This is a genomic window from Pseudomonas sp. WSY_20 (genome assembly GCF_043104335.1).
Classification (GTDB): Bacteria; Pseudomonadota; Gammaproteobacteria; order Pseudomonadales; family Pseudomonadaceae; genus Aquipseudomonas; species Aquipseudomonas parafulva_B.
Map to the genome: position 1 here is coordinate 198,097 of NZ_JBICKP010000018.1, position 13,768 is coordinate 211,864.

The following is a 13,768-nucleotide window of genomic DNA, read 5'->3' on the forward strand; positions in this document are numbered from 1 at the left end:
TGTCATTTCTTGGCAGGCAGTACCGCGCTCAGCACCTGCTTGGCGGTCTGCACGATCACGCCGGCCTCATCCGGGTCACCCTTGAGCAAGGTGGTTGCGAACTTCCTGGCCTGCTCGAGTTTCAGGTGCGGCGGCAGTGGCGCTACGTTGGGGTCAGTCTTGAACTCGATCAGCACCGGGCGATCAGCTGCCAGTGCGCGCTCCCAGGCGGGGGCGACATCTTCCTCGCGCTCGACGTAGATGCCCTCAAGACCAATCGAGATGGCGAACAAGTGATAAGGCACGTCGGGTATCGATTGAGAGGCTTCGAACTTCGGATCGCCCTCCATCACGCGCTGCTCCCAGGTCACCTGATTGAGGTCTTCGTTGTTGAACACCGCGCAGATCCACGTGGGGCTTTCCCACTGCTGCCAGTATTTGGCCACGGTGATCAGTTCGGCGAGGTTGTTCATCTGCATGGCGCCGTCGCCCACCAGGGCGATCACTGGCCGGGTCGGGTGGGCGAACTTGGCAGCAATGGCGTAAGGTACGGCCGCGCCCATGCAGGCCAGGCCGCCCGACAAGGAGCACTGCATCCCCTCACGGATCATCAGGTCGCGGGCGTACCAGTTGGCGCACGAACCCGAATCACTGGATATGATCGCCAGATCTGGCAGGCGCGGGGATAGCTCGTGCACCACTCGCTGCGGGTTGATCGGGTCGGCCTTGACCAGCGCACGTTTGCTCAATGTCTTGTCCCAGCTTGCGCGCCATTTCTCGATTTTCTTGCGCCAGCTGTGGTCTGGACGCGTGTGCAGCAATGGAAGTAATGCCTGCAACGTCTGCGCGGCGTCACCGACCAGGTTCACCTCCATGGGATAGCGCAGGCTGAGCATGTCTGGCTGCAGGTCGATTTGAACGCCGCGCGCCTGACCTTCCTTGGGCAGAAATTCGGAATACGGGAAGCCAGAACCAATCATCAGCAACGTGTCGCATTCGGCCATCAGTTTATAACTCGGCTCGGTCCCCAGCAGGCCGATGGCGCCCGTTACCCACGGCAGTTCATCGGGCAGAACGCCTTTGCCAAGCAGGGCCTTGGCAACGCCGGCACCCAGTTGCTCAGCCACGGCGGCTACCTCTTTGCTGGCCCCCAGCGCGCCGGCCCCGACCAGGATGGCGACCTTGCGTCCTGCATTGAGCACATCAGCGGCGCGCTGTAAGTCGGCATCGAAGGGGACTACCTTAGGTTTGCTGTAACCAACGCCCGAATGCACGGTGCCATGGGCACGGGTCGGGTCTTCGTAGGGCAGGTCCTGCAGGTCGTTGGGCAGGATCACGGCCGTCACGCGTCGCTCTCCAACGGCTGTGCGTACGGCGCGGTCCACCAGATGACGTACCTGTTGCGGCGTGGATGCCTGCTGCACAAACGCACCGGCGACGTCCTTGAACATCGAGACCAAGTCCAGCTCCTGCTGATAATGACCGCCCAAGGCGGCACGCGCTTGCTGGCCCACGATGGCCAGGACCGGCTGATGGTCCATGCGCGCGTCGTACAGGCCGGTGAGCAGGTGCGAGGCACCCGGCCCGGACGTGGCGATGCACACGCCCAACTCGCCGGTGAACTTGGCGTGGGCACTGGCCATGAAGGCGGCCATCTCTTCGTGCCGGGCCTGGATGAATTGGATCTTGCCGCCCGCGCGGTTCAGGGCGCCGAACACACCGTTGATTCCGTCGCCTGGATAACCAAAGATGCGGCGTACGCCCCATTGGTACAGCCGTTCGACCAGAAAATCGCCTACAGTGCCGCTCATCGTCTTCTCCTGCCGCGTCTCGGATAAGTTCTGGACTTGGCAGGGAAGACTAAAGTTTCAACGGACTTGAAGCGGTTCAGCTGACCGGGATAAACAGCCCTTGCAGATCAACCGTGCTTGCGCAGCGCTTCGATCAACTCGGCCTTGGTCATGGTCGAGCGGCCCTTGATGTCCTTGTTGCGCGCCTCCTTGAGCAGGCTCTCCTTGGTCTGGGATTCCAGCGAGGCTGAGCTGTTGCGCGGGTGTCCCTCGCGGGACTTGGCGGCTCGCTTGGCAGAGTCGCTGCGTGCAGTTTTCTTGTCGGTGCTGCTCGTCTTGCTACCGGAGCCACCTTTCTTGTCGCCCCCGCCGGATTGCTTGTTCACCGTGGCCCAGGCCCGCGCCTCGGCCTTGTCCTTGGGCAAACCCTTGTCCTCATAGCTTTGCTCGATGTGCTCGGCTTTGCGCTTTTGCTCTTGGGTGTACTTGTCCTTGTCGCCGCGTGCCATGGTGGTCGCTCCTCATTGGATGGGAATTAGGGTTGAAGGCCAGCACACGCTCGAGTGCCGATGGGCGGACGGACGGCGGGCCCTTTAATCGGCGGATTCCACCTGAGATAGGGGGCGGGCGACGTGCTCCAGTGACCGGCGCTCTGCGGCTACCCCGTAAACGGCCTGGACGACTGCTGCTGCCAGCATGAGCGCAGCGCCGAGCAGGTACCCATACCAGACTTGGGTACGCTCGCCCGATTCGATCAAGGCACCGAACAACGTCGGCCCCACCATGCCACCCAGCCCCGTGCCGAATGCATAGAACACGGCAATGGCCAGGGCACGGATCTCCAGCGGGAAGGTTTCTGCCACCGTGAGGTAAGCAGAGCTGGCCGCGGCCGAGGCAAAGAAGAAGATGACCATCCACGCGATCGTTTGCTCGACGGCATTGATCATCCCCTGTTCGAACAGATAGCCGCTCAGGGTCAGCAATACGCCCGACAGGGCATAGGTGGTGCTGATCATGATGCGCCGCCCTAACACATCGAACAGCCGCCCGAGCAACAAAGGGCCACAGAAGTTGCCGAGCGCGAACGGCAGGACATACCAGCCAACGCTGGAGGAGGGCACATCGTAGAAGTCGGTCAGCACCAGGGCGTAGGTGAAGAAGATGGCGTTGTAAAAAAAGGCCTGCGCCGTGAGCAGCGTCAGGCCTACCATGGCCCGGCGCCTGTGGACGACGAACAGGCTGTGAAATACCTCGGCCAAAGGCGTGTGGTGCCTGGCTCGCAATTGCAGGGGCGGGCTGTCAAGTGCAGGCAGTGCCAAGCCTTGATCGCGGCACCTGCGCTCGATGTCGGCCACAATGCGTTCAGCCGCCTCGGGTTGATTGTGGATCATCAGCCAGCGCGGGCTTTCCGGCACCCACAGCCGCATGAGCATGATCAGCAGGCCCAACGCAGCGCCAATGCCAAAGCATAGGCGCCATCCAAGATCACCGTGCGCCATCGAAGGGTTCAGCAGCACGATGGCACCCACTGCACCCAGCGCAGCGCCTAGCCAGAACGTACCGTTGATGGTCAGGTCGACCCAGCCACGGTAGCGCGCTGGAGTGAACTCCTGGATGGTTGAGTTGATAGCGGTATATTCCCCACCGATGCCCGCGCCTGTGAGAAAGCGAAAGACCATTAAGCTCCACAGGTTCCAGGAAAATGCCGTGGCAGCGGTGGCGCCGATGTAGAGCGCCAGGGTGATGAAAAACAGCTTGCGCCGACCCAGGCGGTCGGTCAGCCAGCCGAAAAAGAGCGCGCCGAGCACTGCCCCGGCGATATAGATGGCACCAGCCAGGCCGACATCGCGGTTGCTCATGGCCAGGGCAGGGCTGTCCTTCAAGGCGCCGGCCAACGACCCGGCAAGGGTGACTTCCAGACCGTCCAGTAGCCAGGTGATGCCAAGCGCTACCACCAGCAACGTGTGAAATCGTGTCCATGGCAGTCGATCGAGGCGGGCGGGGATATCCGTGTCGTAGAAGCGCTGGTCGTGACTACTGGCGTGTGTGTGGTGTCTGGATTCAGTCGCCACGTCAGCCTCAAGTCTGTTGTAGCTGTCGTTTGAAGGAAGGGCTGCACAGCAGCCCTTGTATTCCACGTGTCAGGCTTGGTTAGCCATAGCGCGAGTCACATGCACCGGATGATCAGCTGCCACCACCCGAGCCGCCTGCGCCGCCGGCACCGCTACCTGAGCCGCCGCTCCCGGTCCCGCTGCCCATACCGGTACCGCCGCTGCCGCCCATGTCGCCTCTACCGCCCATGTCGCCACTCCCGGTGCCGCCCATGCCCGAGCCGCTCCCGGTGCCGCCGGCGCCCGTGTTCGCCCCATTACCGGTACCGGTACCCGAGCCGGGAGCAGTGCCATCGCCCCCCGTGGCGTCGGTGCCGTTGCTGCCGGTGCCGCTTCCGGTGCCCATGCCATCGCCCGGGGTGCCAGAACCGGTGGCGCCGCTGTTGCCATTCATGGTGCCGTGATCGCCCGATTGCATGCTGGGGGTGTGTTGATCATTCATGTTGGTTGCTGCCATGACCACCGGCGCAGATGCGCCCAGGCAGAGCGCAAGCAGCAGGGAGGAAGGTTTTAGCATTGTCATGATGAAGCTCCTTTTATGAGGTGTCCTCGTAGTGTTCGTCAGGTTGGACTGCCGGCCGTGCCCGGTAATCGACGAACGGGCTTAGCTGAGCCCGTAACTACTGGCACGACAGTCATTTGTCCGCCTTCGTCCTGAGTGCACCTCAACATTGCGACAAGCTCAAGGGTCCCAAACGCTCGACCAACAGTGCTTCGCGCAATTCGTCAGGCTGGAGTGAATTGCTTTGACCAGCCGCCGTTTGCTGCGGGTCACCCATGAACACAGACCAACCTGTGTGAACACATGAGAGATGAACATCATGGCTAGCAATGACGACAAGCATGCAAACCAAGGCGGCAGCTCCAACACCAACCCAGGCAACTTTGCCAATGACCGAGAGAAAGCGTCCCAGGCAGGTCACAAGGGAGGCCAGGCATCAGGCGGTGATTTCGCCAACGACCGTGAGAAAGCGTCCGAAGCGGGCCGTAAAGGTGGGCAGGCCTCCGGAGGCAACTTCGCCAATGATCCGCAGAAAGCCGCTGAGGCGGGCCGCGAAGGCGGCAAGAACAGCCACGGCGGTGGCCGCTCGAGCGATGAGAATCGTTGATCAACGTTGAACCGGCCGAGGCAGTGACCGCTGCCCCGGCACGATGATGAGGATTTACCGATGTTCATGCACAACAAACGTCTGCAGTACACCGTCCGTGTCTCCCAGCCCAACCCTGGGCTTGCGAACCTGTTGCTCGAACAGTTTGGCGGGCCTCAGGGTGAGCTTGCCGCCGCGATGCGCTATTTCACCCAGGCCGTGACCGAGGATGACCCAGGGCGCAAGGACATGTTGTTCGATATCGCCACCGAAGAACTCAGCCACCTTGAGATCATCGGATCGATCGTGGTGATGCTCAACAAAGGTGCCAAAGGCCGTCTGGCCGAAGGGGTGGAAGCCGAGGGTGAACTGTATCGATCACTCACCGGCGCGGGTAACGACTCGCATGTCACCAGCCTTTTGTATGGGGGTGGCGCTGCGCTGGTGAACTCTGGTGGCATTCCCTGGACCGCTGCCTACATCGACACCATTGGAGAGCCGACGGCAGATCTGCGCTCGAACATTGCCGCCGAGGCCCGCGCCAAGATCGTGTATGAGCGTCTGATCAACGTGACCGATGACCCCGGCATCAAGGATGCGCTCGGTTTTCTGATGAGCCGAGAAATTGCCCATCAGATGTCTTTCGAGAAAGCGCTGCATTCCATCCAACCTAACTTCCCGCAGGGCAAAATGCCGGGTGATCCCGAGTTCAACCGCACCTACTTCAACATGTCCCACGGCGGGGAGGTGCGCGGCTCATGGAACGAAGGCCAGGATTGGGTCTACGTGGATCAGCCGCAACCGGCCGTCGATGGCGGTAATGGTATGGCGTCGGTGGAGCTCGATGGGGCCAGTGCAGACGCAGTGGAGGCCATGAAGCTGAGAACCCAGTCCAATCCCGACCTGCAGCCAATGACCGGTGCCGAATTGGGCAAGGTCAATGGTGATGAGCCTATATGAACCGGCAGGGCAGCGGACCGTCGGGTCCGCTGCTACGTTCAAGCGTTACATGTCACGCGTTCACGCCCCCCGCATACCCATGTTGTCTCGCCCTTGCGCATGCACGTTCGCCTCCTGCGGCAACGCCGTGACCTTGATGGCCCGCACCGGTACGGCGAACTTGGCGCCGATTTTCGAGAACCGCTCAAGCAGTTTGAAGTTGATGGCCTGCTGGATGTCCATGTACAGGTTGTAGCCTGGGTCCTGCACGATGTAGACGCATTCGAACTCCAGCGCCTCCTTGCCGAAGCCACGCAAGTGCGCTCGGTCGAAGCGTGCTTGGGCTTGAGCCTTGATCGCTTCCTCGACGATCCCGGGCGCCTTCTTCACCGCCTCGGTAGGCGTATCGTAGGACAGACCAAATTCGAACACGATGCGACGTTCTTGCAGGCGCTTGTAGTTCTGGATGGTGCTGCTGATCATGCTGGCATTGGCCATGACGATCTGCTCGCCGCCCAGGCTGCGGATGCGCGTGGTTTTCAGGCCAACATGCTCGACGGTGCCGGCCAGGGGGCCAATGACGATGAAGTCACCTACCTCGAACGGTTTGTCCACGGCGATGGACAGCGATGCGAACAGGTCACCCAGAATGTTCTGCACAGCCAGAGCGACCGCAATACCGCCCACACCCAAGCTGGCGACGAAGGCGGTGATGTTCACGCCCAGGTTCGACAGCATGGCCAGTAGCACGATCGACCACAACAGCACCCGCGCACCCCAGGCCGACAACGTGGCCAGGGCACTGCTCTGCTGGGAACCGTCCGGGTTGTGACGGGTGAAGTAGCGATCCAGGCCCAGGCCGATGGCACGGTTGGCCCACAGGCCGATCTGCAGCGCTGCGACGACGAACCAGAGGCTGCCAACCCGGCTCAACCAACGCTCCGGCAGGTCGAGCATGCTCAACCCCACCAGCAGCGAAGCCAGAAACAGCAGGGAGTTACTGGTGCCTGACAGGACCTTCTCCACCACATGGCTCAAGGCCCCGGAATGCGAGGACCAGTGCTTGACGCGCCGCTGTACGAAACTGATGGCTGCCCTGGCGACCAGGAACGTCAGTACGGCCACAGTGACTGCGAGTAACAGGTTGAGAATGGAGATACCGAAGAACGTGGTATCGGTGAACAGTGTGATGATGCGATCGCTCATGAAGGCTTGCCTCCTCTAGCAAAGGTTTCGAGGTGTCAGGCGTCGAGCAAAACAATTGCCCTGCGAATGGTTATCGGATGATCCGTGCACGTCGATCCTGGACAGATGAACTGTGCGGGTCGGGTAGGGGCCCGTGCGCGTGTAGGCCATTGATTGGTCCACGGTGGACAACAAGTGGGGCCCGGTCCAGCGATGCGCTGATGCGGCACATCATGGCTGCGGCGCGTCGTCTTCAAGCGGTGTGCCGGTACGTGCGGCCAGTGCACGGTATTCCTTGCGCAGCTCGCGCAGGGCCTTGCTGTCCATGGCCTCCAGGTCCAGCACCGAACGTTGCGCCGATTGAGTGGCGCGGATCAGCTCGTCGAGCTTGACGTGAATGATGTCGTTGTCTCGGTTCTGGGTGTTCTGGATCAGAAACACCATCAGGAAGGTGATGATAGTGGTCGAGGTGTTGATGATCAGTTGCCAGGTATCGTTGTAGTGGAACCATGGGCCGGAAACCGCCCACATGATGATGAGCACGATGGCCATCAAGAACGTGCTGGGGCGGCCGGCCTGGTTGGATAGCCACTGACAGAACTGCGCGAACTTCATCGGATCCCTCCTGGTGATTGCAGCGTTTCAGGTGACGCAATGTGCGCCGCCAAGTGTGTAAGGGTCAGCCGTCAGATTGCTCTTCGGGTGGTACCTGGCCTTCCGGCCATTCGGGAGCCGGTTCGGTGGGTTCCTGCTCAGGTGCTTCAATGGGATCACCCGGATTGTGCGGTACGTTGTCCACATAGGGGTCTGGTTGAGTGGGGGCGGTCATGGTGGATTCCTCTTGGGATGTGCTGCGTTAGTGCCCAGCCCGTTGCCGGGTGTTCCATCGAATCTGCCAAGTGGAACGCCTGAACACTCAAGCGACTCCACCATCGAGTGAGGTCAAGGGGCTACTGAGATGATCTACCTAGGCTGTGCAGGCTGGAGCCTGCCCAAGGAGCATGCTCCGGCTTTTCCCGAAGCAGGCGGCCATCTGGAGCGCTACGCCGCGCGCCTGAGTGCTGTGGAAATCAACAGTTCGTTCTACCGGCCCCATCGCCCGCAGACCTATGCGCGCTGGGCCGCATCGACGCCTGAGGACTTTCGCTTCTCGGTCAAGGTGCCCAAGGCGATCACCCATGAAATGCGTCTGCACAGGTGTGAAACGGCGCTGGACAGCTTTCTGGCCCAATGCGGGGAGTTGGGAGAGAAGTTGGGCTGCTTGCTCGTCCAGTTACCACCGTCGCTAGGGTTTGACGAAGCTGTAGTCAGGCGCTTTTTCGAAGCACTGCGGTGCAGGTTCGACAAGCCAGTAGTCGTCGAACCTCGGCATGAGACATGGCGTTCAGCTCAACAGCTGCTGATCGACCTTCAGGTAGGGCAGGTGGGGGCAAGCCCCTCCAGATTCGAGCTAGACGGCCAGCCCTCTGGCTGGTCAGGCATAGCGTATTGGCGGCTGCACGGCGTACCGGTGATGTATCGGAGCGCTTATACCGATCAATGCCTACGGCAACTTGCCGTCCAATTGAAACGCGCCCATGCCCAAGGGGCGATCACTTGGTGCATCTTTGACAACACGGCCAGTGGCGCCGCTGTCGGCGATGGGTTGTCGGTTCGCAGTTACCTGGGCTGAGCGAAGCGGATCAAACTTTTCCCCAGCGTTGCGCTCTGCTCATAAAGACACCCTGTTCACGTAGGAGATGCTCATGAAAGACACTCACACCCACACCGGCGACAAAGTTCCGCGTCCGATTTCTTCAGAGGAAGCGCAAAAAGGCGAGCAGTCACCTGATCCTGTGTTGGAACGCCCTGATCCGGCCACCGAGGCCATCGACAAGGCTATCACCCCGACTTCCATCAAGGAGCTGGAGGAGCAGACCCGGGCGATCGAGCAGCAGACTGAAAACGTGGAGAAGCGCTTGAATCGTTAAGCGATGGGGTCGTTTTGCTGCATGCGCTGTGCTTTCCTGAAATTCAAGCCAGCGACTTGTTGCTGCGATGGGCCGCAAAGCGGCCCCAAGATTTGAGCGCCGCCCTGATATTGCAGCTTCGCACCTTGAGTTCTCGGGGCAGGTCTGGCGCTCTGGCAAGACCGCTCACCCTTGGCAATGCGTTGCCTTGAGCAGACCCTGAGCAGCCCCACGTCAACCCGGCTCCATCATCGTATTCTTCTTCCATCCCCGCAGATTCATGACGCACAGCGTGAACTGCAGAATGATCAGCGCCCAAGCCTCGGCTTGCCAACCCCAGGCTGCCCATAACAGGTTGCTTGCAATGAAGCAGCAGAAGCCGACCTTGCGCCGGGCGGGTCGCTGCGAGCCTATGCACCATGCTGCCACTACCGTCAACACCATGGCCGGCCATTCCAGCCAATCGATCCAAGCCTCCATCGAACGGTCCTCGGTCCTGGTTTGTTCGTGGGACCGGCCAGTCGAAGCCGGGTTCAGATCGATCCTCTTTCCCAGACACGCCTTGCGATGAAAGCGCGTACGCCAACGTTTTTTTGAACCTCACCCGGCCTCGGCTTGCCCACTTCAGAGGTATTGCTTTGAATCATGTTCTAGAGGAGGGGTGTCATGCCCAGCACAGCACGCAAGGTCCGTTATGGTGTAGTGGCCGGCGGTTCGATTTCCCAGGGTGCGTTCATGCCCGGTATCGGGCAAACCAACAACTCGGAAATTACCGTCCTGGTCACCGGAGATGAGGAAAAAGCCCGGCAGTTGGGCGAGCGGTATGCCCTGCGCACCTACCATTACGACCAGTATGCTCAGATGCTCGCTGCGCGGGAGGTGGACGCACTGTACATTGCAACGCCCAATTTCCGTCATCGTGAGTTCGTATTGCCGGCCCTCGAAGCCGGTATCCATGTGTTGCTCGAAAAGCCCATGGGCATCAGCGAAGCCGATTGCAAAGCCATGATCGAGGTTTCGAAACGCACGGGTGCCAAGCTGATGGTTGCCTACCGCCTGCACTGCGAGCCGGGCACGCTGGACATGATCGAGCGCGTGCATAAGGGCGATTTCGGCGATCCCAGGTTGTTCACATCCATCTTCACGCAGCGTGTCAAACCTAATAACCACCGTGCCCAGAATGGTTTCGAGGCCGGGCCGGTACCGGACATGGGCCCCTATCCCCTGAACATGGTGCGCCAGTTGTTCAACGCCGAACCCATCGAAGTCTCGGCCATGGGTGTTCGATCGCCTGGCAGCACCATGGATACCTGGGATACGGTCACCGTGAGCCTGCGCTTCGAAGACGAGCGGCTGGCGCAGTTCACCGTCAGCTATACCTTGCCGTCTACCGAGCGGTTCCAGCTATTGGGCACCAAGGGCGAGATCGAGGCTTCGCCGTGCTTCGGTTATGGGGAAGGGGTTGCGATCAGCTACAGGGCCACCATCGATGGCGAGACGCGTGTGCACGTCAACCCTGTGGTGGACCAATTTGCTGGGGAAACGGCCTATTTCTCCGATTGTATCCTCAACAACGTTGCGCCCGAACCCGATGGGGAAGAGGGGTGGCGTGATGTACGGGTAGTCGAGGCAATCAAGCGAGCGCTTGAAACCGGTACACCGCAACGACTCGAACCACTGCCCGCTCGGCCGTTCGCGCGTCGATCCGAGCAGCGCAGGGCTTTTGCCCTGGCCCCAGTACCGCCGATGGTTGATGCCGAGTCGCCGGCAGAATAACGGGCGAGCTGCGCGCCCCTGAGGGCGCGCAGGCTTGATTACGCGGCGCGCTGTTCCGACTTGCCCTTGAGCAATTTCTTCTGCGCCATCATCGCCTGGCCCATCTCCTCGAGTTGCTGCTTACCCAGCAGCTTGCGTGCCGTGGGGAACAGCTCGCTTTCTTCTTCCTCGATGTGGTGCTCCAACAACTCTTTCATCACCTTGACCCGCCCTGCGAACTCGACCGTGCCGGTGTCTGTGCCTTCAAGGTCAGGCAGCACCAGTGAATCGACGGTACGGTGCTCTTCCTTGGCCTCGTAGTACATCTTTTCTTCTTCCTTACCACCAGCTTCTTTGATGGCTGGGTAAAGGATTTCCTCTTCCAGGGCGGTATGAATGGTGACTTCCTGCTTGATGCGTTCCAGCAGGTCGGCACGCTTTTTCACTGCGCGCTCTGTTGTCGAAGACAGCTCTTCAAGCAGTTTCTTGACCAACTGATGGTCCTGGGTCAGCAATTCGATGGCGTTCATGGATCACCTCTGCAGGTTGTTGTAATCACGGTTGCCATGGGTTGAGTCAAGCGCCAGGCCATCAGTTCCGCTGCACAGATGACCTGCCTGGCGTGTCCCCTTATCGACACGGTGCGCGACCACCCAGTGCCAACGCTGCGCGTAGCGCCGCCAGGTGCGTGAGGCCTTGCGGCAGGTTGCCCAGGTACTCGGCGGTATCAGGATCGATCATCTCTGAATAGATGCCTGCGCCATGGTCAAGGCCTTGTAGGGCAGCTTCATAGGCGTGCTGCGCCCGTTGGTGCTGACCGAGCAGCACCCAGGCTTCCACCAGCCAGAACGTGCACGCCAGGAAGCAGCCTTCTTCCTCGACCGCACCGCTGTAGCGATAGTGGAAAGGTCCGGCCGACAGGCTGTGCTGCACAGCGTCCAGGGTGCTCTGCAGCCGCTCGGGCGCCGGATAGCCGAAGCGCACCGCCAGGGCGATGCCTGCGTCCAGCCTGTCGCTGCCTGGGTAGAACACATACGCCTGGCGGGCCTCATGCCAGCAGTGGTTTTCGATCCACTCGAAAACACGGTCACGCTCGCGCGCCCAGCGCTGCCGGCAGGTAGTGGGCAGATGCCCGCCGTCGGCCAGTTCGATGGCCCGGCTCAGGGCCTGCCAGCAGCTGATCTTCGACAAGGTGTAGTGCCGCGTTTCTGGCAGCTCCCAGATACCGGCATCCGGCTGGCGCCACTGGTCGGCGCATTGATCTGCCAGGCGTGACAGCAGCATCGCACTGCTGCCGTCCAGAATGTTGCCGGTGTCGATGAAGCAACGGGCAGTTTCGAATATGTCGCCGAATACGCCGTGCTGTAACTGGTCGCGGGCATCGTTACCCACTACGGGCGGCGATTGCTTGTAGCCCGGCAGGTCGATGGCGCGTGTGCATTCGCCCATGGCCCCGTCCAGGGTGTAGAAGACCTGCGCGCCATGCTCGGCCAGCCTGCGCAGCAACCAGGTAAATGCCGCCTTGGCTTCAGGCTGAGCGCCAATGCCGAGGAAGGCTTCGATGGTATACCCGGCATCGCGCACCCATGCGAAGCGGTAGTCATAGTTCTTGCTGCCGCCGATGCGCTCTGGCAGGGAGGTGGTGGCAGCTGCCATGATCGAACCGCTGGGCGATGACAGCAGCAGTTTGAGCGCCAGCGCGTTGCGTACCACCACTGACTGGTAGGGGCCTTCATAGATGAGGCTTTGCGACCACTGCCGCCATTCGCGATCAGAGCCGTCGATTCGGTCATCGATCAAGCTGAGTGGCGGCACCACCAAGGGCTCGTCGTGTCCCGCGATCAAGGCCACTACAGTACGTTGCCCGGGCGAGGTGTCGAGCGTGGCGCGCACGCCCATATCGTCCTTGCGCCGCACGCTGAGCTGTTGGTCATGCAGGAACATCCCGAGAATATGGCCCGCGTGAAAAACGCAGCCGTTGTCGTTGGGCGTCAGGTACGGGCTCACCGTGTCGGCCTGGGTGCCGAAATCGATGGCGATTTCGAATGCGATCGACCCTTCGATGCCCTCGATACGACGGGCCAGTTCCGCCCAAGGTAGGCGCCCGGCAGGCCCACTGTTCAGCGATTCGGTCAACCGCGCCCGGCCGGTTGCAGTGATGTACTCGGTCTCCACCACGTTGCTGCCGGGGCGATAGCGACGCTTTGCCTGATAGGGCTGGGTCGGGGTGATGGCGAAGAAACCGCCGGTCCTGGGCGAGAGCAGTCGATCGAACAGAGGGGGCGAATCCATGTGCGGCACGCACCACCAGTCGATGGAGCCGTCCAGGCCTACCAGCGCTACCGAGCGCCCATCGCCAAGGGCTGCATACTGCTCCAGCACCAGCCATCCACCGGCGTCCCGCTGGGGCTCGGCACATTGCCGCGGGCTTTCAGATACGTCTTCCACATTGCAGCTCCTGCACCATTGGTACTGATGTGACTGAAGCGAAGCGAGAACAGTTCGTCATCACGTGGGCAACGGCAAGAGGATGACTGTCGGGATAAAATAAATGGAATCTTTTGTTACGCCTTTGGCTCCATTAGGCTGAGTTTGATGGAGGAGAGTCCAATGGCAGGACAACAACTGTATGTGATCGAGTACGAGCTACACGGAGAATTCAGGACTTTCATCATTCGACTGGAACGCATGGACAACGCCGAGGCCTGGCACTGGGCTAGCTGCGATGCAGGTGTCGGGATCATTCCGCGGTTCGGTCAGCACAAGATCAAGAAAGTCAGCCGTCCCATGGCCGAGCGCTATGGGTTGACCAACGTGCGGTGGCGAGTCTCGGGCAAAGGTCCGGAGTTCGTCGCGCCCCCGGTGGACATGAAGAAATTTGCGGTTGCCACTGACAAGTCCTGAATTCGACCAGCTGCACGCCGGTGGCATATGCCCCGGCGTGTCCAAGCGTCTGTACCGAACCGTACAGG

16 protein-coding genes are annotated in these 13,768 nt (G+C 60.9%); 6 read left to right on the top strand and 10 right to left on the bottom strand.

From position 1 onward, the window contains the following. Positions 1-2: 2 nt before the first annotated feature. The 4 genes from ACF8E5_RS05290 to ACF8E5_RS05305 form a co-directional block, all read right to left on the bottom strand. Positions 3-1,790, bottom strand: coding sequence for a thiamine pyrophosphate-requiring protein (locus ACF8E5_RS05290; RefSeq protein WP_392474988.1), 1,788 nt, complete (start codon positions 1,788-1,790; stop codon positions 3-5). Between the two features lie 107 nt (positions 1,791-1,897). Next, positions 1,898-2,278: a termination factor Rho gene (locus ACF8E5_RS05295; protein ID WP_078478732.1), complete on the bottom strand. Its 381-nt coding sequence runs from the start codon at positions 2,276-2,278 to the stop codon at positions 1,898-1,900. Between the two features lie 84 nt (positions 2,279-2,362). Beyond that, complete coding sequence (locus ACF8E5_RS05300) at positions 2,363-3,841, bottom strand: MFS transporter (protein WP_392474989.1); 1,479 nt, start codon at positions 3,839-3,841, stop codon at positions 2,363-2,365. 112 nt (positions 3,842-3,953) lie between these two features. Further along, positions 3,954-4,403 carry a hypothetical protein gene (locus tag ACF8E5_RS05305; RefSeq protein WP_058637284.1) on the bottom strand — a complete coding sequence of 150 codons (450 nt, stop codon included), beginning with the start codon at positions 4,401-4,403 and terminating at the stop codon, positions 3,954-3,956. Between the two features lie 298 nt (positions 4,404-4,701). Between ACF8E5_RS05305 and ACF8E5_RS05310 the strand changes: the two genes are divergently transcribed. Together ACF8E5_RS05310 and ACF8E5_RS05315 are read left to right on the top strand one after the other, a co-directional pair. After that, positions 4,702-4,989 (top strand): general stress protein, encoded by a 288-nt coding sequence (locus ACF8E5_RS05310; protein ID WP_196186195.1) that lies wholly within the window; start codon positions 4,702-4,704, stop codon positions 4,987-4,989. Positions 4,990-5,049: 60 nt separating this feature from the next. Continuing rightward, a complete protein-coding gene (locus tag ACF8E5_RS05315; protein ID WP_196127873.1) occupies positions 5,050-5,928 on the top strand; it encodes a manganese catalase family protein in 879 nt (292 codons plus the stop codon). 60 nt (positions 5,929-5,988) lie between these two features. Here ACF8E5_RS05315 and ACF8E5_RS05320 read toward each other — a convergent pair whose 3' ends face one another. From ACF8E5_RS05320 to ACF8E5_RS05330, 3 genes are all read right to left on the bottom strand, one after another. Then, positions 5,989-7,113 carry a mechanosensitive ion channel family protein gene (locus ACF8E5_RS05320; RefSeq protein WP_058603937.1) on the bottom strand — a complete coding sequence of 375 codons (1,125 nt, stop codon included), beginning with the start codon at positions 7,111-7,113 and terminating at the stop codon, positions 5,989-5,991. A gap of 210 nt (positions 7,114-7,323) precedes the next feature. Beyond that, positions 7,324-7,707, bottom strand: a complete 384-nt coding sequence (locus tag ACF8E5_RS05325; RefSeq protein WP_058637281.1) for a low affinity iron permease family protein — start codon at positions 7,705-7,707, stop codon at positions 7,324-7,326. Between the two features lie 64 nt (positions 7,708-7,771). Beyond that, positions 7,772-7,921 (bottom strand): hypothetical protein, encoded by a 150-nt coding sequence (locus ACF8E5_RS05330; RefSeq protein ID WP_153302510.1) that lies wholly within the window; start codon positions 7,919-7,921, stop codon positions 7,772-7,774. 129 nt (positions 7,922-8,050) lie between these two features. Between ACF8E5_RS05330 and ACF8E5_RS05335 the strand changes: the two genes are divergently transcribed. Continuing rightward, entirely contained in the window at positions 8,051-8,764 is a 714-nt protein-coding gene (locus ACF8E5_RS05335; protein ID WP_197844657.1) for a DUF72 domain-containing protein, read from the top strand. 73 nt (positions 8,765-8,837) lie between these two features. Beyond that, the gene (locus ACF8E5_RS05340) at positions 8,838-9,062 is read left to right on the top strand and encodes a hypothetical protein (protein ID WP_058637279.1); all 225 of its coding nucleotides are present in this window, start codon (positions 8,838-8,840) and stop codon (positions 9,060-9,062) included. Between the two features lie 213 nt (positions 9,063-9,275). On the opposite strand, the gene ACF8E5_RS05345 is transcribed toward ACF8E5_RS05340, so the two are convergent. Continuing rightward, on the bottom strand, positions 9,276-9,521 hold the full coding sequence (locus ACF8E5_RS05345) for a hypothetical protein (protein WP_058637277.1): 246 nt from the start codon (positions 9,519-9,521) through the stop codon (positions 9,276-9,278). Positions 9,522-9,707: 186 nt separating this feature from the next. Between ACF8E5_RS05345 and ACF8E5_RS05350 the strand changes: the two genes are divergently transcribed. After that, positions 9,708-10,817 (top strand): Gfo/Idh/MocA family protein, encoded by a 1,110-nt coding sequence (locus tag ACF8E5_RS05350; protein WP_197844656.1) that lies wholly within the window; start codon positions 9,708-9,710, stop codon positions 10,815-10,817. Positions 10,818-10,855: 38 nt separating this feature from the next. Here ACF8E5_RS05350 and ACF8E5_RS05355 read toward each other — a convergent pair whose 3' ends face one another. Beyond that, positions 10,856-11,326, bottom strand: a complete 471-nt coding sequence (locus ACF8E5_RS05355; RefSeq protein ID WP_058605217.1) for a hemerythrin domain-containing protein — start codon at positions 11,324-11,326, stop codon at positions 10,856-10,858. A 100-nt stretch (positions 11,327-11,426) separates the two neighbouring features. Continuing rightward, a complete protein-coding gene (locus tag ACF8E5_RS05360) occupies positions 11,427-13,181 on the bottom strand; it encodes a glycoside hydrolase family 15 protein (RefSeq protein WP_197844663.1) in 1,755 nt (584 codons plus the stop codon). A gap of 225 nt (positions 13,182-13,406) precedes the next feature. Here ACF8E5_RS05360 and ACF8E5_RS05365 point away from each other — a divergent pair, with 225 nt between their 5' ends. Further along, a complete protein-coding gene (locus ACF8E5_RS05365) occupies positions 13,407-13,700 on the top strand; it encodes a DUF6555 family protein (RefSeq protein WP_023535998.1) in 294 nt (97 codons plus the stop codon). The last annotated feature ends 68 nt before the right edge of the window (positions 13,701-13,768 follow it).